Source organism: Cupriavidus taiwanensis LMG 19424, from assembly GCF_000069785.1.
Lineage (GTDB): Bacteria > Pseudomonadota > Gammaproteobacteria > Burkholderiales > Burkholderiaceae > Cupriavidus > Cupriavidus taiwanensis.
This window is the reverse complement of the sequence record NC_010528.1, coordinates 2,702,043-2,721,434: the sequence shown is the minus strand read 5'-3', so window position 1 is coordinate 2,721,434 and position 19,392 is coordinate 2,702,043. Positions and strand designations below refer to the sequence as shown.

Annotated in this window: 17 protein-coding genes; 6 read left to right on the top strand and 11 right to left on the bottom strand. The window is 68.5% G+C overall.

All coding sequences use genetic code 11. The features are described 5' to 3' along the window. Nucleotides 1–2: 2 nt before the first annotated feature. Together RALTA_RS12485 and RALTA_RS12480 are read right to left on the bottom strand one after the other, a co-directional pair. Nucleotides 3–893: a LysR substrate-binding domain-containing protein gene (locus RALTA_RS12485; RefSeq protein WP_012353794.1), complete on the bottom strand. Its 891-nt coding sequence runs from the start codon at nt 891–893 to the stop codon at nt 3–5. Nucleotides 894–917: 24 nt separating this feature from the next. Next, nucleotides 918–2,348 carry an FAD-binding oxidoreductase gene (locus tag RALTA_RS12480; protein ID WP_012353793.1) on the bottom strand — a complete coding sequence of 477 codons (1,431 nt, stop codon included), beginning with the start codon at nt 2,346–2,348 and terminating at the stop codon, nt 918–920. A gap of 307 nt (nt 2,349–2,655) precedes the next feature. Here RALTA_RS12480 and RALTA_RS12475 point away from each other — a divergent pair, with 307 nt between their 5' ends. From RALTA_RS12475 to pabB, 4 genes are all read left to right on the top strand, one after another. Then, entirely contained in the window at nt 2,656–3,210 is a 555-nt protein-coding gene (locus RALTA_RS12475) for a cob(I)yrinic acid a,c-diamide adenosyltransferase (protein WP_012353792.1), read from the top strand. A gap of 212 nt (nt 3,211–3,422) precedes the next feature. Beyond that, nucleotides 3,423–5,366: a molecular chaperone DnaK gene (gene dnaK / locus RALTA_RS12470; protein ID WP_012353791.1), complete on the top strand. Its 1,944-nt coding sequence runs from the start codon at nt 3,423–3,425 to the stop codon at nt 5,364–5,366. Between the two features lie 171 nt (nt 5,367–5,537). After that, entirely contained in the window at nt 5,538–6,671 is a 1,134-nt protein-coding gene (gene dnaJ, locus RALTA_RS12465; protein ID WP_012353790.1) for a molecular chaperone DnaJ, read from the top strand. Nucleotides 6,672–6,892: 221 nt separating this feature from the next. Beyond that, a complete protein-coding gene (gene pabB, locus RALTA_RS12460; RefSeq protein ID WP_012353789.1) occupies nt 6,893–8,818 on the top strand; it encodes an aminodeoxychorismate synthase component I in 1,926 nt (641 codons plus the stop codon). Between the two features lie 8 nt (nt 8,819–8,826). On the opposite strand, the gene RALTA_RS12455 is transcribed toward pabB, so the two are convergent. The 9 genes from RALTA_RS12455 to RALTA_RS12415 all read right to left on the bottom strand — a co-directional run bounded on the left by RALTA_RS12455 (nt 8,827) and on the right by RALTA_RS12415 (nt 16,489). Next, the gene (locus RALTA_RS12455; RefSeq protein ID WP_012353788.1) at nt 8,827–9,525 is read right to left on the bottom strand and encodes an ATP-binding cassette domain-containing protein; all 699 of its coding nucleotides are present in this window, start codon (nt 9,523–9,525) and stop codon (nt 8,827–8,829) included. Continuing rightward, nucleotides 9,522–10,220 carry an ABC transporter permease gene (locus tag RALTA_RS12450; protein ID WP_012353787.1) on the bottom strand — a complete coding sequence of 233 codons (699 nt, stop codon included), beginning with the start codon at nt 10,218–10,220 and terminating at the stop codon, nt 9,522–9,524. Before RALTA_RS12450 ends, RALTA_RS12455 begins: the two co-directional genes overlap by 4 nt. 4 nt (nt 10,221–10,224) lie before the next feature. After that, nucleotides 10,225–11,046: a 3-methyl-2-oxobutanoate hydroxymethyltransferase gene (gene panB / locus RALTA_RS12445; protein WP_012353786.1), complete on the bottom strand. Its 822-nt coding sequence runs from the start codon at nt 11,044–11,046 to the stop codon at nt 10,225–10,227. 102 nt (nt 11,047–11,148) lie between these two features. Then, complete coding sequence (locus RALTA_RS12440; protein WP_012353785.1) at nt 11,149–11,790, bottom strand: deoxynucleoside kinase; 642 nt, start codon at nt 11,788–11,790, stop codon at nt 11,149–11,151. A gap of 55 nt (nt 11,791–11,845) precedes the next feature. Then, on the bottom strand, nt 11,846–12,385 hold the full coding sequence (gene folK / locus RALTA_RS12435; protein ID WP_012353784.1) for a 2-amino-4-hydroxy-6-hydroxymethyldihydropteridine diphosphokinase: 540 nt from the start codon (nt 12,383–12,385) through the stop codon (nt 11,846–11,848). Then, nucleotides 12,386–13,909 carry a polynucleotide adenylyltransferase PcnB gene (pcnB, locus tag RALTA_RS12430; protein WP_012353783.1) on the bottom strand — a complete coding sequence of 508 codons (1,524 nt, stop codon included), beginning with the start codon at nt 13,907–13,909 and terminating at the stop codon, nt 12,386–12,388. Nucleotide 13,910: 1 nt separating this feature from the next. Continuing rightward, complete coding sequence (locus RALTA_RS12425) at nt 13,911–14,585, bottom strand: histidinol-phosphatase (RefSeq protein WP_012353782.1); 675 nt, start codon at nt 14,583–14,585, stop codon at nt 13,911–13,913. Between the two features lie 62 nt (nt 14,586–14,647). Further along, complete coding sequence (gene hda, locus RALTA_RS12420) at nt 14,648–15,355, bottom strand: DnaA regulatory inactivator Hda (protein ID WP_012353781.1); 708 nt, start codon at nt 15,353–15,355, stop codon at nt 14,648–14,650. A 63-nt stretch (nt 15,356–15,418) separates the two neighbouring features. Next, nucleotides 15,419–16,489, bottom strand: a complete 1,071-nt coding sequence (locus RALTA_RS12415; protein ID WP_025583892.1) for an AI-2E family transporter — start codon at nt 16,487–16,489, stop codon at nt 15,419–15,421. A gap of 191 nt (nt 16,490–16,680) precedes the next feature. On the opposite strand from RALTA_RS12415, the gene purM reads away from it, so the two are divergent. Together purM and RALTA_RS12405 are read left to right on the top strand one after the other, a co-directional pair. Continuing rightward, complete coding sequence (purM, locus tag RALTA_RS12410) at nt 16,681–17,733, top strand: phosphoribosylformylglycinamidine cyclo-ligase (RefSeq protein WP_012353779.1); 1,053 nt, start codon at nt 16,681–16,683, stop codon at nt 17,731–17,733. A 330-nt stretch (nt 17,734–18,063) separates the two neighbouring features. After that, on the top strand, nt 18,064–19,392 hold the full coding sequence (locus RALTA_RS12405) for an MFS transporter (protein WP_012353778.1): 1,329 nt from the start codon (nt 18,064–18,066) through the stop codon (nt 19,390–19,392).

The window sequence follows — 19,392 nt, the reverse complement described above, 5'->3', positions numbered from 1 at the left end:
TCCTACCAGTCCAGGCTCAGCAGCCAGTCAACGAAATAGCGCGCCTCGGGCTTGAGCGGCGCCTGTTCGCGCTCGACGATGTAGTAGCCGTGCGGCGATACCGATTCCACATCGAGCAGCCGCACCATCTGCCCCAGCGACAGCCAGTGCCGCGCCATGCGCTGGCGCACCAGCGCCACGCCCTGGTTGGAGGCGATCGCCTCCAGCATCAGGCCGATGTCGTTGAACTGGGGGCCGGTCTGCGGCTCGGGCCAGTCCAGTCCGGCAGTCTCGAACCACGGCTTCCACGGCTCCAGCGGGCTGCGCAGCAGCACCAGGCCGTGCAGGTGCTCGGGTTTGGTGATGGCGCGGCCGTTGACGCGCTCGTAGTACTCGCGCCCGCACGCCGGGAACACCGGTTCCACCAGCAGCTTGGTGGTCTTCAGGTCGGGATAGCGGCCGGTGCCATAGCGAATTTCGACATCGGTGTCCTCGGCCTTGACGTCGAGGAACGGGATCGCCAGGTGCAGCTCGAGGTCGATATGCGGATACAGCGCACCGAACTCGGGCAGGCGCGGCACCAGGTGCTGGCGCCCGAAGGTGGGCGGGATCGCCACCCGCAGCCGCGTGCGCAACTTGTTGTACTCGGGCCGCGCCAGCTCGTTGAGCGACTTGAGCGCGTCCTGCACGTTGCGCAGATAGCGCGTGCCGGCCGCGGTCAGCCGCAGCGCGGCGTTGGCACGCACGAACAGGTCTTCGCCCCACAGCTCCTCGAGGTTCTTGATGCGGTGCGAGACCGCGCTGGGCGTCACCGACAGCTCCTCGGCCGCGCGCGCGAAGCTGCCCAGGCGCGCCGCCGCCTCGAAGGCGATCAGCAGGTGCAGTGGCGGCACGCGGTTGAACATGGAGGCCATCCCCGGGTTTGCCTGTCGGGCGCCTTACTGCGTGCCGGCGCGCGCGGCGCTGAAGATCTTGCCGGGGTTCAGGATGTGGTTGGGGTCGAGCGCATCCTTGATCGCGCGCATCAGGTCCAGCGCGTCCTCGCCGTGCTCCGCCACCAGGAAGCGCTGCTTGTGCAGCCCCACGCCGTGCTCGCCGGTGCAGGTGCCGCCCATCGCCAGCGCGCGTTCGACGATGCGCTGGTTGATGGCCTCGGCCTCGGCCATTTCCGCGGGCTTGGCCGGGTCGACCAGGATCGCCACGTGGAAGTTGCCGTCGCCGACATGGCCGACGATGGGGCAGGGCAGCGCCGAGGCGTTCAGGTCCTTCTCGGTCTCGGTGACGCAGTCGGCCAGCCGCGAGATCGGGACGCAAACGTCGGTGGTGACCGACTTGCAGCCCGGCTTGAGCTGCAGCATCGCAAAGTAGGCGGTATGGCGCGCGTTCCACAGGCGGCTGCGGTCTTCCGGACGCGTGGCCCACTCGAAGCCCTGGCCGCCGTGCTCGGCGGTGATCTGCTGCACGGTCTCGGCCTGCTCGCGCACGCCGGCCTCGGTGCCGTGGAATTCGAAGAACAGGTGCGGGGTCTCGGGCAGGGTCAGGTTGTCGTGGCGGTTGATGGCGCGGATCGCCAGCGCATCGACGAATTCCACGCGCGCCACCGGCACGCCCAGCTGGATCGTCTGGATCACGGCCTGCACCGCGCTGCCCATGCTGGGGAAGGCGCACACCGCGGCGGAGATCGCCTCGGGCTGCGGGTAGAGCCGCACCGTCACCTCGGTGATGATGCCCAGCGTGCCTTCGCTGCCGATGAAGAGCCGGGTCAGGTCATAGCCCGCCGACGACTTGCGCGCCTGCGTGCCGGTGCGGATCACGCGGCCGTCGGCGGTCACCACCGTCAGCGCCAGCACGTTCTCGCGCATGGTGCCGTAGCGCACCGCGTTGGTCCCCGACGCGCGCGTGGCGCACATGCCGCCCAGCGACGCGTCGGCGCCCGGGTCGATCGGGAAGAACAGGCCGGTGTCCTTGATCTCCTGGTTCAGCTGCTTGCGCGTGACGCCGGGCTGCACCGTCACGGTCAGGTCCTCGGGCTGCACCGCCAGCACCCGGTTCATCTGCGACAGGTCCAGGCTGATGCCGCCGGCCACGGCCAGCAGGTGGCCCTCGAGCGACGAGCCCGCGCCGTACGGAATCAGCGGCACGCGGTGCTGGTTGCACAGGCGCGCCACCTCGGCCACTTCCTCGGTGCTGTGGGCGAAGACCACCGCATCCGGCAGCGCCGGCGGGAACGGCGACTCGTCGCGGCCATGGTGCTCGCGCACGCCGGCGGAGGTGGTGAAGCGCTCGCCGAAGCGTGCCGCGAGGGCGTCGGACAGGGCCGGCGGCAGCGGACGGCGGGCGAGGGAGGCGGGCGGCGTGGGGTGGTTCATCGAGGGTCTCCGGCGGGTCGGTGCTGCGGCAGATCCGGCGAGGGTGCCGGCGCTGGCCTTGCGGTGGCGGCGTGCCGGCATGCCGGTGGCGGGGCTGGGGCGCGACCCGGTTATCGAATGGACGAATAACGGCATTCTACGCCGCGCGGCGGCTGGTACACCTCCCCGCACCGACTGCGCGGCCGATAGCCGCACAAGCGGATGGCGACGGAAACCGATGCCGCGGTTGCTGCGCATGGCGAATTCACCGGCTCTGGCGCGATAATGCGCCATTTCCCCAAGACAAACCGCTGACAAGGAGACCGGCATGGGCAACCGCCTGTCGAAGATCGCCACCCGCACCGGCGACGCCGGCACCACCGGCCTGGGCGACGGCAGCCGCACCGGCAAGGACAGCCTGCGCATCGCCGCGATCGGCGACGTCGACGAACTGAACTGCCACGTCGGCGTGCTGCTGACCGAAGACCTGCCCGCCGACGTGCGCGCCGCGCTGCTGCATATCCAGCACGACCTGTTCGACCTGGGCGGGGAGCTCTCCATCCCGGGCTACACGCTGCTCAAGCCCGGGCAGGTGGCGCAGCTCGACACCTGGCTGGCCGACTACAACGCCAACCTGCCGCGGCTGGCCGAATTCATCCTGCCCGGCGGCAGCCGTGCCGCGGCGCAGGCGCATGTGTGCCGCACCGTGTGCCGGCGCGCCGAGCGCGCACTGGTGGCGCTGGGCGCGGCCGAGGCGCTGAACGAGGCGCCGCGCCAGTACCTGAACCGGCTCTCGGACCTGATGTTCGTGCTGGCCCGGGTGCTGAACCGGGCGGCCGGCGGCTCGGACGTGCTGTGGCAGCGCGATCGCGATGCGTCGTAAGGGCCCGCAAAAGTAATTTAGGGTCCACAAAACACCGCTTACGGGCGCTGCCGGCTCAAGCCTGGGCAGTGCCTGCCGTTGAGAAAGGGCAGAAACCGAGAAAATTACTCGGATTTGCCGGTTCTGCCCTTGAAAAGCCCCCGGACGGCCACATTTCGGCCTCAGGTTGAATTGCAGCCGCGCGGATAGCGATGGCTCAAGAGGAGAGAATAATGGGTAAGATCATCGGTATCGACCTCGGTACCACCAACAGCTGCGTCGCGATCCTGGAAGGCAACACGCCCAAGGTTATCGAGAATTCGGAGGGTGCCCGCACCACCCCGTCGATCATCGCCTACATGGAAGACGGCGAGATCCTGGTCGGCGCGCCGGCCAAGCGCCAGGCCGTGACCAATCCGCGTAACACGCTGTACGCGGTCAAGCGCCTGATCGGCCGCAAGTTCGAAGAGAAGGAAGTCCAGAAGGACATCGGCCTGATGCCGTATTCCATCGTCAAGGCCGACAACGGCGACGCATGGGTGTCGGTGCGCGACCAGAAGCTGGCGCCGCCGCAGGTGTCGGCCGAAGTGCTGCGCAAGATGAAGAAGACGGCCGAGGACTACCTCGGCGAGCCGGTGACCGAAGCCGTGATCACCGTGCCGGCCTACTTCAACGACTCGCAGCGCCAGGCGACCAAGGACGCCGGCCGCATCGCCGGACTGGACGTCAAGCGCATCATCAACGAGCCGACCGCGGCCGCGCTGGCCTTCGGCCTGGACAAGAACGAGAAGGGCGACCGCAAGATCGCCGTGTATGACCTCGGCGGCGGCACCTTCGACATCTCGATCATCGAGATCGCCGACGTGGACGGCGAGAAGCAGTTCGAAGTGCTGTCGACCAATGGCGATACGTTCCTGGGCGGCGAAGATTTCGACCAGCGCATCATCGACTACATCATCGGCGAGTTCAAGAAGGACCAGGGCGTCGACCTGTCCAAGGACGTGCTCGCGCTGCAGCGCCTGAAGGAAGCCGCTGAAAAGGCCAAGATCGAACTGTCCAGCTCGCAGCAGACCGAGATCAACCTGCCGTACATCACGGCCGATGCCTCGGGTCCGAAGCACCTGAACCTGAAGATGACCCGCGCCAAGCTCGAATCGCTGGTCGAAGAGCTAATCACGCGCACCATCGAGCCGTGCCGCACCGCGATCAAGGACGCCGGCGTCAAGGTCAGCGACATCGACGACGTGATCCTGGTCGGCGGCATGACCCGCATGCCGAAGGTGCAGGAGCAGGTCAAGGAGTTCTTCGGCAAGGAAGCGCGCAAGGACGTGAACCCGGACGAAGCCGTGGCCGTCGGCGCCGCGATCCAGGGTTCGGTGCTGTCGGGCGACCGCAAGGACGTGCTGCTGCTGGACGTGACGCCGCTGTCTCTGGGCATCGAGACCCTGGGTGGCGTGATGACCAAGATGATCACCAAGAACACCACCATCCCGACCAAGCATGCGCAGGTGTTCTCGACCGCCGACGACAACCAGCCGGCCGTGACCATCAAGGTCTACCAGGGCGAGCGTGAAATGGCCACCGGCAACAAGCTGCTGGGCGAGTTCAACCTGGAAGGCATCCCGCCCGCACCGCGTGGCACGCCGCAGATCGAAGTGTCGTTCGACATCGACGCCAACGGCATCCTGCACGTGGGCGCCAAGGACAAGGCGACCGGCAAGGAAAACCGGATCACCATCAAGGCGAACTCGGGCCTGTCGGAAGACGAGATCCAGCGCATGGTCAAGGACGCCGAGGCCAACGCCGAGGAAGACAAGAAGGCCCGCGAGCTGGCTGACGCCCGCAACCAGGCCGATGCGCTGATCCACTCGACCAGGAAGGCGGTCACCGAATACGGCGACAAGCTGGAAGCCGGCGAGAAGGAAAAGATCGAAGCCGCGATCAAGGAACTGGAAGACGCCGCCCGCGGCGGCGACAAGACCGAGATCGATGCCAAGGTCAACGCCCTGTCGGAAGCCAGCCAGAAGCTGGGCGAGAAGGTCTACGCCGACATGCAGGCCAAGGCCGGCGAGCAGGGCGCGGCAGGCGCGGCAGGTGCCGGCGCGCAGCAGCAGGCCCAGCCGCAGGACGACAACGTTGTGGACGCCGAATTCAAGGAAGTCAACGACAAGAAGTAATCGGGATACGCGGGCGGCGGTGCAGGCACTGGCCGGCGCCGCTCCCGCCCCGACGCCGGGCGACGGCCATCAGACCCGCGGGAAACCGCCGTCGGATGCCGCGCTCGGCTTTTTTGCTATTCGCCGGCCCGTGCCGCTTGCACCCGCCGGCCAATGAGGTAAAGAGCCACCATGGCAAAACGTGACTACTACGAAGTGCTCGGGGTAGGCAAGAACGCGAGCGACGACGAGATCAAGAAGGCCTATCGCAAGCTCGCGATGAAATTCCATCCGGACCGCAATCCGGACAGCAAGGACGCCGAGGAAAAATTCAAGGAGGCCAAGGAGGCCTACGAGATGCTTTCCGACCCGGAGAAGAAGGCCGCGTATGACCAGTACGGCCATGCCGGCGTGGACCCGAACATGGCGGGCGGCTTCGGCGGCGCGCAGGGCTACGGCGGCTTCGCCGAGGCCTTTGGCGACATCTTCGGCGATATCTTCGGCCAGGGCGGCGGCGGCCGCCGCGGCGGGGGCCCGCAGGCCTACCGCGGCGCCGACCTGCGCTACAGCATGGAGATCTCGCTGGAGCAGGCCGCGCACGGCCACGAGGCCCAGATCCGCGTGCCCCACTGGGACGACTGCGACCACTGCCACGGCAATGGCGCCGAGCCCGGCTCCAGCGTCGAAACCTGCCCGACCTGCCACGGCGCGGGCCAGGTGCGCGTGTCGCAGGGCTTCTTCACCATGCAGCAGACCTGCCCGAAGTGCCACGGCAGCGGCAAGTTCATCCCCAAGCCCTGCACCAAGTGCCACGGGCAGGGCAAGCTGAAGTCGCAGAAGACGCTGGAAGTGAAGATCCCGGCCGGCATCGACGAAGGCATGCGCATCCGTTCGTCCGGCAACGGCGAGCCGGGCATCAACGGCGGCCCGCCGGGCGACCTATACGTGGAAGTCCACATCAAGCCGCACGCGGTGTTCGAGCGCGACGGCGACGACCTGCACTGCCAGATGCCGATCTCGTTCGCCACCGCGGCGCTGGGCGGCGACCTCGAAGTGCCTACGCTGAGCGGCAAGGCCACCTTCCCCGTGCCCGAGGCGACCCAGTCCGGCAAGACCTTCCGGCTGCGCGGCAAGGGCATCAAGGGCGTGCGCTCCGGCTATCCGGGCGACCTGTACGTGCATGTGAACGTGGAGACGCCGGTCAAGCTGACCGAGGCGCAGAAGGAAATGCTGCGCCAGTTCGACCGCTCGGTGCACGAGGGCGGCTCGCGCCACAGCCCGCAGGAGACCTCCTGGCTGGACAAGGTGAAGAGCTTCTTCAGCTGATCCGGCTTGCGGTAGGGAACCGGCCACGTGCGAGCGTGGCCGGTTTTGTTTTTGGGGGCATGACGCCGGCGCACCGCGGATTTGCACACCTCTCCCGCCTGCGGGAGAGGGGCCGGGGGAGAGGGCCGGCGTATCCATCGCCACCATCCCTGCACCGCGCGATAATGCATGCCTGCGCCCTGTCGGTATGCCGGCAATCCTGTTTTTCCTGACGAATTTCCGTGGTAGCAAGCATCCAGCGCCCCCCCTCTCCCCCAGCCCCTCTCCCGCAAGCGGGAGAGGGGGGCACGCAAGCGGGCGGCGTTGACGCCTACGTCCTGCTCGACGACGCCACGGCACCCGCCGGGCAAGCCGCATCCCGTCTCTACACCGGCTTCGTCCGAGAAGACCTGCTGCCGCCCGGCAGCGACATCGCCCGGCTCGACGCCATGCTTGCCGAAGGCTGGCGCCAGGGCTGGCACGCGACCCTGTTCGCGCCGTATGAATTCGGCGGTGCGCTGGTCGGTGCCCCGGTGCATACCGGCAACGCCATGCCGTTCCACGACGGCGCGCTGCGCCTGCTGTGGTTCCGGGAGCTGCAACGGCTCGATGCCGCGGCGGTGGGGGCGTGGCTGCAAGCCGAGGCGGACCCGCAGCCAGCGGGCCTGATGCATATCGCTTCCGATACGTCCCGCGCGGCCTTCGATGATGCGATTGCCCGCATCCACCAGTGGATCGAAGCCGGCGACACCTACCAGGTCAACTACACCCAGCGCCTGCGCTGCGATGCCTTCGGCGATCCGGTGGCGCTGTACGCGGCGCTGCGTGCCGCGCAGCCGGTGCCTTACGGCGTGCTGGCGCGGCTTCCGGGTGACGCCATGGTGCTGTCGCTGTCGCCTGAGCTGTTCGTGCGCCACGACGGCGAGGGCCATCTGCTGACGCGGCCGATGAAAGGCACCGCGCCGCGCGCCGGCGATCCCGCGCGCGATGCGCAGGCGGCCGCCGCGCTGGCTGCCGACGCCAAGAACCGGGCCGAGAACGTGATGATCGTCGACCTGCTGCGCAACGACCTGGGCCGCATCGCGCAGCCGGGCAGCGTGGCGGTGCCGGAGCGCTTTGCGGTGCAGCCGTTCGGCGCGGTGCTGCAGATGACTTCCACCGTGACCGCGACGGCGCGGCCCGGCACCAGCCTCGGTGCGCTGATGGCGGCGCTGTTCCCCTGCGGCTCGATCACCGGCGCGCCCAAGCGGCGGACCATGCAGATCATTGCGCAGCTGGAGCGCGCGCCGCGCGGGCTCTACACCGGCGCGATCGGCTGGATCGACGCGCCGTCCGGGGCCATGGCCGGACCGTTCGCGCTGTCGGTAGCGATCCGCACGCTGGTGCTGGCGCCGCGCGCCGCCAGCGGCTTGCGCGCGGGCGAGATGGGCGTGGGTGGCGGCATCGTCCATGACAGCGTGGCGGCGGAGGAATTCGCCGAATGCGGCTGGAAGGCCCGCTTCCTGACCCGCCACGATCCCGGCTTCACGCTGTTCGAGACCTTGCGCGTGCAGGACGGGGCCTGTCCGCAGTTGCCGCGCCACCTGGCGCGCATCGGCGCCTCGGCGCAGGCGTTCGGCTTTGCCTTCGATGCTGACGCCGCGTGCGAAGCCGTGGCCGCGGAGGCCGCCCGACTGGGGGCCGGCACCTGGCGCCTGCGCCTCAGCGTGGACAAGTCCGGCACGCTGGCGTTGGCCAGCGGCACGCTGGCGCCGTTGCCCGCGGGACCGGTTGGTGTCGACATCGCGCCGGACCCGCTGCCGCTTGCCGACCCGCTGCGCCGCCACAAGACCAGTGCGCGCGCGGTCTTCGATGCCGGCTGGCAGGCGGCCGAGCGCGCCGGCGGCTTCGACCGGCTGTTCTTCAACACCCGCGGCGAACTGCTCGAGGGCGGGCGCAGCTCCGTGTTCGTGCGCATCGATGGCCGCTGGCTGACCCCGCCGCTGTCGGCCGATATCCTGCCAGGCGTGATGCGGGCGGTGGTGCTGGAAGCGGGCGGCGCGGCGCTGGGCACGCCGGGCGAGCAGGTCGAAGAAGCCGTAGTCACGCGCGCGATGCTGGCGCGCGCCGAGGCCATCGTGCTGGTCAACGCCCTGCGCGGCGTGATGCCGGCCAGGTTGCAGGCCTGAGCCGGTGGCTAGGGGTGGTGGGTGTCGAGCACGCCGTCGCCGAGTTTCCAGCGCACCACGCCCGGCAGGTTGATCAGCTCGCGGTCGTGGCAGATCATCACCACGGTGCGGCCTTCGGCGGCGAGGTCGCCGACCAGCGCGATCACCTGCTCGCGCGCGTGGCCGTCCAGGCTGGAGGTCGGTTCGTCGAGCAGCAGCAACTCCGGTTCCAGCACCTTCGCGCGCGCCAGCGCCACGCGCTGGATCTCGCCGCCGGACAGGTATTCGGGCGCGGTGTCCTGCAGGTGCGAGACCCCGGCCCAGCCCAGCGCCTCGCCCACGCGAAGGTCGATCTCATGGCGCGGCAGGCCGCGCGCGCGCAGGCCGTAGGCGATGTTCTCGCGCACCGAGGTGCGGAACAGATAGGGATGCTGGTGCAGATAGGCAATGCGCCGGCGCAGCTCGGGCGGCAGCGGCGTCAGCAGTGCGCTGTGGTCGTGGCCCTGCGCATCGGTCCACTGCGCGACCGCGCCGGGCGCGGGCTCCAGCCCGGCCAGCATGCGCAGCAGCGTGGTCTTGCCGGCGCCGTTCATGCCGGTCATCACGATCGCGGTGGCGCGCGGGATCACCAGCCTGTCGATCGCAAACAGCCTGCGCAGGCCGATGCTGCGCGCCAGCCCGCGCACGGTCAGCAGCGGGCCATGGCTGGCGGCAACGGACGGTGTCATCGGCGAAACCCCCCGGCACCTTGCAGCCACGCCATGCCGATATTGACCAGCAGCGCCAGCGCCACCAGCACCAGGCCCAGCGCAATGCCCTGCGCGAATTCGCCCTTGCTGGTTTCCAGCGCGATGGCCGTGGTGATGGTACGGGTCGAGCCCTCGATATTGCCGCCGATCATCAGCGCCGAGCCCACTTCGGCAATGACCCGGCCAAAGCCGGCGACGACCGCCGCCATCAGCCCGAAGCGCAATTCGCGCAGCACCGTGACGAAGGTGCGCCAGCGGCCGGCGCCCAGCACCCAGGCGGTCTCGCGCAGGCGCACGTCGGCACCTTGCAGCGTCGACAGCGCAAACGCCAGCACCACCGGGAAGCCGATCACAGCCTGCCCCAGCACCATGCCCGCGGGGGTGAACAGCAGGTGCAGGCTGCCCAGCGGACCCTGGCGCGTCAGCAGCAGGTAGAGGATCAGCCCGACCAGCACGGTCGGGAACGACAGGAAGGCCTGCGCCACCACCACCACCGCGCGCCGGCCCGGGAACTGCCGCGTGGCGATCAGCCAGGCCGCGGCGATGGCCGGCACGGTGGCGATCGCCAGCCCCAGCACCGCCACCACCAGCGAGGTCCAGACGATGAACCACAGGCCGGGGTCGCCGCTGGCCAGCAGGCGGAAGGCGTCGGCGGTGGCGGTGCCGATCTCCACCGCGTCAGGCGGAGAAGGTGTGCTCGGCGGCGGGGAAGCTGCCGTCCTTGACGGCGGCCACGTAGGCGCGCACCGCGGCCTCGATCGAAGGCTGGCCGTCCATGAAGTTGCGCACGAACTTGGCCTTGCGGCCCGGGTAGATATTGAGCATGTCCTGCAGCACCAGCACCTGGCCCGAGCAGTCGGCGCCGGCGCCGATGCCGATGGTGGGCACCGCCAGCGACTGCGTGATCTCGCCGGCCAGTGCCGCGGGCACCGCTTCCATCAGCACCACCTGGGCACCGGCGGCCTGCAGGGCCAGCGCATCGCGCCTGAGCTGGGCCGCGCCGGCGTCGGTCTTGCCCTGCACCTTGAAGCCGCCCAGCGCATGGACCGACTGCGGCGTCAGGCCGATATGCGCGCACACCGGGATGCTGCGCTCGACCAGGAATTTCACGATCGGCGCGAGCCAGTCGCCGCCCTCGAGCTTGACCATCTGCGCGCCCGCCTTCATCAGCGTGACGGCGCTGGCAAACGCGGCTTCCGGCGTCGGATAGGTGCCGAACGGCAGGTCCGTCAGCAGCAGCGCGGTCTGGTTGCCGCGCGCCGCGCATTCGGTGTGGTAGGCCATCTGTTCCAGCGTGACCGGCAGCGTGGTCTGCTGGCCCTGCATCACATTGCCCAGCGAGTCGCCCACCAGGATCATCTCCACGCCGCAGTAGTCGAGCAGCGCGGCGAAGCTGGAGTCGTACGCGGTCAGCATGGCGATTTTCTCGCCGGCGTCACGCATCGCCTGCAGTTTGGGAATCGTGATGGTCTTGCGGGAGGGATCGAGGAGGTAGCTCATGGCAGTGCCCGTGTAGGACGGCTTTGCCGGTGCCGGGAGGGCAGCCCGCACGGCAGCGACAGCCGTCGTTATTGTGTTGTGTCTGGCAGGCGAGGGGGCCTGTCAGGGCGCGGCGAGATTGAGAAAGGCCTTGCGGCCGCGCATGTTTTCGATGCGCGACAGTAGTGTACGGAAATCGTCGTCATTGTCCACCGGATTGAAGTGGGCGGTGTCGACCACCAGCACCGGGGCGTCGTCGTAGCGGTGGAACAGTTCGCCATAGGCGCCGGCCAGGCGCTGCAGGTAGTGTTCGTCGATGCCGGCCTCGCCCGGCTCGCCGCGGCGCACGATGCGCTCGCGCAAGAGCGACGGGGTCGCCTGCAGCACGATCACCAGGTCGGCCCGCTGCGGCGGCAGCGCCAGCCGGGCGGCGATGGCGTCGTACAGCGCCAGTTCATCCTCCGACAAGGTCAGCGCGGCGTGCAGGCGGTCCCTGGCGATCAGGAAGTTTGTGACCATGCGCTGGCCGGCGGCGACGCCCGCCTGCCACTGCTGCAGCTGCGCCGCGCGCTGGGTCAGGCACCACAGCTGCAGCGCCAGCGCATGGCGCGCGGGGTCGCGGTAGAACGGCTCGAGGAAGGGGCTGCGGCGCGCGTGGTCGGGCAGCTCCTGGGCCTGCAGCGTGCGCGCCAGGCGCTGGGCCAGCGAGGTCTTGCCCGATCCGACGGGGCCTTCGACGACAATGCGGCGCAGGTGATCGAGCATGGCGCTCCGGCGTCAGTGTGGAGGAGGGCAGCGTCGCGGGCGCTGCCGGGCCGGCTTAGCCGGGCGTGCCGCCATGGTCGGGCTCGCCGGCGGCGGCCTGCAGGCGCAGGCACTTGCAGGTGGAGACCTTCTCGATGCGCTGCGCGCCCACGCCGGCCAGGTAGTCGGCGGCGCGGCCGCGCCCGGGGATCGCCAGCGCGGCGTCCAGCTCCAGCAGCGGCACCAGCGTGAAGGCGCGCTCGGTCAGGCGCGGGTGCGGCACGGTCAGGTGCTCGTGGTCATGCTGTTCGTCGCCGAACAGCAGCAGGTCCAGGTCCAGCGTGCGCGGTGCGTTGCGGAACGGGCGCTCGCGGCCGAACTGGTCTTCGATGTGGTGGCAGATGCGCAGCACCTGCGAAGCGGTGAACGAGGTCTGCACCTTGACCACCGCGTTGTAGTAGTCGTCGCCGCCGGCATCGACCGGCGCGGTGCGATAGAGCGAGGAGCGCGCCAGCACCGTGATGCCGACCTGCTGGGCCAGGCACACGATGGCGTCCTTGATGGCCTGGCGGGCATCGCCAAGATTTGCGCCGATGCCGATGAAGGCGAGAGTCATTTACGTTTCCTCCGGCTGGCCGGGGCCGGCATGTGCTGCCTCGCCCGCGTCCGAGTCGCTCCGGGAAGAAACTTTATCCGATTTCCGCGGACCGCGCCGGCGGCGCTTCTTGCGGGCCGGACCTTCGCCCTCGGCGCCCTGGGCGCCATGGCCACCGGCGCCGCGCGCGCTGCGCACCGCATCGATCAGGTCTTCGCGCTCATTCGGCTCGGCGTTCTGGAAGTCGTTCCACCAGGCGGCCAGCTCTTCCGGCAGTTCGCCGGACTGGCAGCGCAGCACGAGGAAGTCGTAGCCGGCGCGGAAGCGCGGCGACTCCAGCAGCCGGAACGGCATGCGGCCCACGCGCTTCTCGAAGCGCGGCTGCATGCCCCAGATATCGCGCATGTCGGTGACGAAGCGGCGCTGGATCGCCAGCTGGCCGGTCTGCTTTTCCAGCACCGAATCCATGGCGCTGTTGAGCGCGGCGATGGCGTGCTCGCCTTCCTCGCGCAGCTGGGTCCAGCGCTGCAGCACGTGGTGCCACAGCAGCGCGGCGAACAGGAAGCCCGGCGACACCGGCTTGCCGGCCTGCACGCGGCGGTCGGTGTTGTCCAGCGCCAGCTGCACGAAGCGCTGGCCCATGGGCTGCTCCAGCGCCACGTCCAGCAGCGGCAGCAGGCCCTTGTGCAAGCCCGCCTTGCGCAGTTCCTGCAGCGAGGCCCAGGCGTGGCCGGACATCAGCAGCTTGAGCATCTCGTCGAACAGCCGCGCGCTGGGCACGTTGTGGATCAGCTCGGCCAGGCCGGCGATCGGGTGGCGCGTGGCCTCGTCGATGTCGAAGCCGGTCTTGGCGGCAAAGCGCACCACGCGCAGCATCCGCACCGGGTCTTCGCGATAGCGCGTGGCCGGGTCGCCGATCATGCGCAGCGTGCGCGCGCGGATGTCTTCCATGCCGTGATGGTAGTCATGCACGGTCTGCGCGGCCGGGTCGTAGTACATCGCGTTGATGGTGAAGTCGCGGCGTTCCGCGTCTTCGGCCTGCGAGCCCCACACGTTGTCGCGCAGCACGCGGCCCGAGGCGTCGATCGCATGGGTCTTGCTGTCGAGCTCGGCGCGCTTCAGGCGGCGGCCCTCGGGCAGGGTCTCGCTGGCGATGGCATCGACCAGCGCGCGGAAGGTCGAGACCTCGATGATTTCCTGCTCGCGCCCGCCGTAGAAGGTCACGTGCACGATCTGGAAGCGCCGGCCGATGATGCGCGAACGGCGGAACAGCGACTGCACCTGCTCGGGCGTGGCGTTGGTGGCGACGTCGAAGTCCTTGGGCTTGATGCCGAGCAGCAGGTCGCGCACGGCGCCGCCGACGATATAGGCCTGGTAGCCGGCCTGCTGCAGCGTCGAGGTGACCTTGACGGCATTGCGCGACAGCAGCGTGGGGTCGATCCGGTGCTCGTCCACGTTGACGATGCGCGGCGTATGGGCACGGCCGGTGCGGCGCTGCTTGGGGCCGGGTTTGCCCAGCAGCCGGGTAATGAGCTTCTTGATCACGTCAGAACAGATCCATGATGCGCCAGCCGGCCGCGGCGGCGTGGTGGCGCAGGCGATCGTCCGGGTTGGTGGCGATCGGCTCGGAGACCTTTTCCAGCAGGGGCAGGTCGTTGGCCGAGTCGCTGTAGAAGGTGGTGGTCTCGAAGTTGTCCCAGGTCGCGCCCTGGGCCTTGAGCCAGGCTTCGACGCGGGTAATCTTGCCTTCGCGGAAGCTGGGCACGCCGAAGACCTCGCCGGTGAACTGGCTCTCGGGCTTGCCGTCGACGGTGGCCGGCTCGGTCGCGATCAGGTGCTTGATGCCGAAGGCGGCGGCGATCGGCGCGGTGACGAAGCTGTTGGTGGCGGTGACCACGGCGCACAGGTCGCCGGCTTCGAGGTGCTTGTAGACCAGCGCGCGCGCCTGCGGCGTAATCACCGGGTCGATCACCTCGTGCATGAAGCGCACCCGCATGGCATCGAGCCGGTCGCGCGGATTGGCCGCCAGCGGCGCCAGCGCAAAGCGCAGGAAGGCCTGGATATCCAGCGTGCCGGCCTTGTAGTGGCCGTAGAACTCGTCGTTCTTCTGCCGGTAGATTACCTCGTCGACGACGCCCAGGCGGACCAGGAAGCGGCCCCATTCGTGGTCGCTGTCGGTCGGGATCAGGGTGTGGTCGAGGTCAAAGAGTGCCAGATTCATGGGCGGCGATTTTACCTGAAGGCAGGATGAGGGGAGGGAGCGTGCGGGGCCGGGGCCGCCGCCTAGTCCCGGAATTCGGCGAACATCTCGCGCAGCAGCGGCAGCGTGACCGGCCGCTTGCGTTCGAGCGAGTAAGTATCGAGGGCGTCGAGCAGCGCCATCAGGCTGGGCATGTCGCGGTAGTGGCGCGTGACCAGCCAGTGCGTGATCTCGGGCGACAGCTGCAGGCCGCGCTCGCGTGCCGCATGGAGCACGGCGGCCTTCTTGTCGTCGTCCGACAGCGGCGCCACCTGGTACACCAGGCCCCAGCCCAGGCGCGTGCGCAGGTCCTCGCGCACCGGCATCGCGCGCGGCGCCAGGCCGCCCGCCACCACCAGCGCGGTGCGCCCGTGGGCGCGGACCTCGTTGTAGAGCGAGAACACCGCGATCTGGCGCGCTTCGTCGAGCAGCTCGACGTCGTCGACGGTGTAGAGCTGGCACCACGGGTCGAACAGGAAATCGGACAGCGGGTGGTGCGGGCTCAGGTAGCGGCAGCGGATGCCATGTTGCGGCCCGGCCTCGCACACCGCGTGCAGCAGGTGGGTGCGGCCGCAGCCGACCTCGCCCCACAGGTAGATCAGGCGGTCGCTGGCATGCTCCTGCGCCAGCGCGGGCGGCAGCTCGCGCAGCCGCTGCACCGCCTCGCGGTTGGACGCCACCACGAAATTCTCGAACGTCGAAGGCGGCGGGCTGCCCAGCTCGAGCGACAGTTGCTTGGGACGCGGAGACATGACGTATGGCTAACTTCGGCTAGATTCGTGGGGCGGGCAGCAGCGGGTAGCGGGCAGCAGCCGTTATTTTCGATAGAGATCGCTGGCCAGGTAAACCCGCCGCAGCTGGCGCGCCCCCACCAGCAGCACGGCGCAGGTTGGCAGGGCCAGCAGCACGCCGAAAAAGCCGAACAGCTGGCCGAAGGCAAGCAGCGCGAAGATCACCACCAGCGGGTGCAGGCCGATGCGCTCGCCGACCAGCCTTGGCGTCAGGTAGAAGCTCTCGATGAACTGGCCGAAGCCGTACACCACCGCCACCGCCGCCAGTCCGTACCAGTTGCCGAACTGCAGCAGCGCGGCCAGGACCGCCATCACCAGCCCGACGCCGAAGCCAATATACGGGATAAACACCGCCAGCCCGGTGAAGACCCCGACCGGCACGCCGATATCGAAGCCGGCTATGGTCAGGCCGATCGAATAGATCGCCGCCAGGATCACCATCACCAGGATCTGGCCGCGCAGGTATTGTGACAGCAGCGCGTCGGTCTCGTTGGTCAGCTCGCGCACCTTGGGCACCCATCGGCGCGGCACCACGCCCTCGATGCGGCGCATCACCATGTGCCAGTCCATCATCAGGTAGAACATGACGATGGGCACGATAAAGACGATGCCCGCCACCGTGATCAGCGCCGAACCCGACATCTTGACGTAGTTCAGCAGCACCACCAGCAGGTCTTCCGGGCTGGCGGCGAAGCGGTCCGACATCATGTTGCGCAGGCCCGGGAAGTCGAAGCGCACGCGCACGCCGAACTCGGCCAGCCGCGGCGACACCACCGAATTGAGCTTCTTCAGCAGGATCGGCAGCTGCTCGCGCACCTGCGGGATCTCGCGCTGGAGCACCGCGATCAGCAGCAGCACCAGCATCACGCAGACCACGGTCAGCAGCAGGATCATCAGCGTCACCCCGATCGCGCGCGGCACGCGACGGCGCTGCAGCCAGTCGACGCCGGGGTTGAGGATGTAGGCGAAGATGAATGCGAACAGGAACGGCGTCAGCACCGGCGCCAGCGCAAGGATGGCGGCGAACAGCGCCACGGCCACGACGATCCACAGCAGGATGCGCTTGGCCTCTTGGTTCAACAGCGGGGCATTCATCAAGGGTTGCAGGAGGGTGGCAGCGCGGTTTGCGGCGCGATCTCGCCGGAAACTGGAAGCGGGGGGCCTCTATCCGTTAAAATTGCGATTCTACTGGACTCGCGCCCGCCTTCCGATGCCAAGCGACGGAAGCGACGGTGGCCCGAGAGCCGAATTCCTCACTTTATTTCCTCCAGGACAAGCAGGTTCCCATGAGCGCATCCCCGACCGCCGGCCAGGCAGGCCTTTCCTACCGCGACGCCGGTGTTGACATCGATGCCGGCGACGCGCTGGTCGACCGCATCAAGCCGTTCGCCAAGCGCACCATGCGCGAGGGCGTGATGGCGGGCATCGGCGGGTTCGGTGCGCTGTTCGAGCTGTCGAAGAAATACCAGGAGCCGGTGCTGGTGTCGGGCACCGACGGCGTCGGCACCAAGCTCAAGCTGGCGTTCCAGCTGAACCGCCACGACACCGTCGGCCAGGACCTGGTCGCCATGAGCGTGAACGACATCCTGGTGCAGGGCGCCGAGCCGCTGTTCTTCCTCGACTACTTCGCCTGCGGCAAGCTGGACGTCGACACCGCCGCCACCGTGATCCAGGGCATCGCCCGCGGCTGCGAACTGGCCGGCTGCGCGCTGATCGGCGGCGAAACCGCTGAAATGCCGAGCATGTACCCGGACGGCGAATACGACCTGGCCGGCTTCGCCGTCGGCGCGGTCGAGAAGAAGAAGATCATCGACGGCAGCACCATCACCCCGGGCGACGTGGTGCTGGGCCTGGCCTCGTCGGGCGCGCATTCCAACGGCTATTCGCTGGTGCGCAAGATCATTGAAGTGGCCAAGCCGGACCTGGACGCCGACTTCCACGGCCAGCGCCTGCAGGACGCGATCATGGCGCCGACCCGCATCTACGTGAAGCCGCTGCTGTCGCTGATCGAAACGCTTCCGGTCAAAGGCATGGCGCACATCACCGGCGGCGGCCTGACCGAAAACGTGCCGCGCGTGCTGGCGCAGGACGTCACGGCGGTGCTGCATCGCGACGCCTGGACGCTGCCGCCGCTGTTCCAGTGGCTGCAGGCGCAAGGCCGCGTGGCCGACGACGAAATGCACCGCGTCTTCAACTGCGGCATCGGCATGGTCGTGATCGTCGCCAAGGAAGACGCCGAACGGGCCATCCGCCACCTGCAGGCCGCCGGCGAAGCCGTGTGGCAGATCGGTGAGATCCGCGAGCGGGCCGAGGGCGAGGCCCAGACCATCGTGATCTGACGCGACCTCAGCGTTTCACGCAGAAAACGGCGCATGCCTTCGGGCATGCGCCGTTTTTTTTCGTCCGTACCCTGGCGAATATGGTGGTTAGGTGTTTACCCCAATCCGCTGCCACCATTTTGTGGCAGATACCGCTTTAGTGCATCGCACCAAATTCCAGCATGCATATGCACCATATCTGACAAACAATATTTTGCTTGATTGTATGGCGGTTTATGGCCTAATGTACTGAGCAAAGGCGAGGCACATGCATGCCCCGTCGGAGACAACCCAGCGCGCATCCGGCGACCGGTGCGCAGCGGGCAGGCCAGGGACCATTGGAGGACCACCATGCAAGCAGTCAGCATCGACGCCGCGGACAAAGGCGCGTCGGCCAAGAAACAGTCAGTCGCGCGCGTCGCCGGGGCCAGCCTGGCCGGCACCACGCTCGAGTTCTACGACCACTTCATCTACGGATCGGCCGCCGCGCTGGTCTTCCCCAAGCTGTTCTTCCCGCAGAGCGATCCGCTGACCGCGACGCTGCTTTCGTTCGCCAGCTACGGCGTGGCATTCGTGGCGCGGCCGCTGGGCGCGGCGATCTTCGGCCACTACGGCGACAAGATGGGCCGCAAGTCGATCCTGATCATCACGCTGCTGATGATGGGCCTGGCCACGTTCGGCATCGGCCTGCTGCCGACCTATGCCGCAGCCGGCGCGCTGGCGCCGCTGCTGCTGGTGCTGCTGCGCGTGGTGCAGGGCCTGGCGCTGGGCGGCGAGTGGGGCGGGGCCGCGATCATGGTCAACGAGCTCGATCCCGAAGGGAAACGGCGCGGCATTCTCGGCAGCCTGGTGCAGCTGGCGGCGCCGATCGGCCTGCTGCTGGCCAACGGCATCTTTGCGCTGGTGACGTGGCAGGTATCGGAAGAAGCGTTCCTGAGCTGGGGCTGGCGCGTGCCGTTCCTGATGTCGGCGCTGCTGGTCGGGGTGGGGCTCTACATCCGCTCCAACGTGCGTGAATCCGGCATGTTCGAGAAGCTGGAGGAATCGCATGCCGAAGCGCGCGCGCCGATCATGGAAGTGCTGCGCAATTACAAGAAGCAGCTGCTGATCGCGTTCGGCGCGCGGCTGGGCGGCGACATCGCCTTCTATGTTTTCACGCTGTTCCTGCTGTACTTCGTGCCGACCAAGCTGGGCCTGCCCAAGAGCATCGCGCTCAATGCCGTGCTGCTGGGCGCGGTGGCGCAGATCCTGTTCATCCCGATCGCCGGCCTGCTGGCGGATCGCATCGGCCGCCGCCCGGTGCTGATGATCGGCGGCATCGGCGGCGCGGTGTGGGCGTTCGTGTTCTTCGCCATGGTCAAGACCGGCAGCCCGGCGCTGATCATGCTGGCCTCGTTCGTGGGCATGGTGCTGGTGTCGTTCATGTTCTCGCCGCTGGCGTCGTTCCTGCCCGAGCTGTTCGCCACCCGGGTGCGCGTGACCGGCGCCTCGCTGGGCTTCCAGTTCGCCGGCGTGTTCGGCGGCGCGCTGGCCCCGCTGATCGCCGTGGGCCTGCTCGACCGCTTCGGCAACACCATGCCGGTGGCGCTCTACCTGGCGGCGGTGTGCGCGCTGATCGCGGTGGCGGCGTTCGCGGCGCGTGAAACCGCGCGCATGCACCTGTCCGACGCCGACCGCTGA

Bases quoted from the DNA above. Each gene is read 5' to 3' on its own strand.
- RALTA_RS12405 (WP_012353778.1), top strand. From the start codon at position 18,064: ATGCAAGCAGTCAGCATCGACGCCGCGGACAAAGGCGCGTCGGCCAAG.
- dnaJ (WP_012353790.1), top strand. From the start codon at position 5,538: ATGGCAAAACGTGACTACTACGAAGTGCTCGGGGTAGGCAAGAACGCG.
- panB (WP_012353786.1), bottom strand. From the start codon at position 11,046: ATGAGCTACCTCCTCGATCCCTCCCGCAAGACCATCACGATTCCCAAA.
- RALTA_RS12485 (WP_012353794.1), bottom strand. From the start codon at position 893: ATGGCCTCCATGTTCAACCGCGTGCCGCCACTGCACCTGCTGATCGCC.
- RALTA_RS12425 (WP_012353782.1), bottom strand. From the start codon at position 14,585: ATGAATCTGGCACTCTTTGACCTCGACCACACCCTGATCCCGACCGAC.
- folK (WP_012353784.1), bottom strand. From the start codon at position 12,385: ATGACTCTCGCCTTCATCGGCATCGGCGCAAATCTTGGCGATGCCCGC.
- dnaK (WP_012353791.1), top strand. From the start codon at position 3,423: ATGGGTAAGATCATCGGTATCGACCTCGGTACCACCAACAGCTGCGTC.
- RALTA_RS12440 (WP_012353785.1), bottom strand. From the start codon at position 11,790: ATGCTCGATCACCTGCGCCGCATTGTCGTCGAAGGCCCCGTCGGATCG.
- RALTA_RS12455 (WP_012353788.1), bottom strand. From the start codon at position 9,525: ATGACACCGTCCGTTGCCGCCAGCCATGGCCCGCTGCTGACCGTGCGC.
- purM (WP_012353779.1), top strand. From the start codon at position 16,681: ATGAGCGCATCCCCGACCGCCGGCCAGGCAGGCCTTTCCTACCGCGAC.
- hda (WP_012353781.1), bottom strand. From the start codon at position 15,355: ATGTCTCCGCGTCCCAAGCAACTGTCGCTCGAGCTGGGCAGCCCGCCG.
- RALTA_RS12480 (WP_012353793.1), bottom strand. From the start codon at position 2,348: ATGAACCACCCCACGCCGCCCGCCTCCCTCGCCCGCCGTCCGCTGCCG.
- RALTA_RS12415 (WP_025583892.1), bottom strand. From the start codon at position 16,489: ATGAATGCCCCGCTGTTGAACCAAGAGGCCAAGCGCATCCTGCTGTGG.
- RALTA_RS12475 (WP_012353792.1), top strand. From the start codon at position 2,656: ATGGGCAACCGCCTGTCGAAGATCGCCACCCGCACCGGCGACGCCGGC.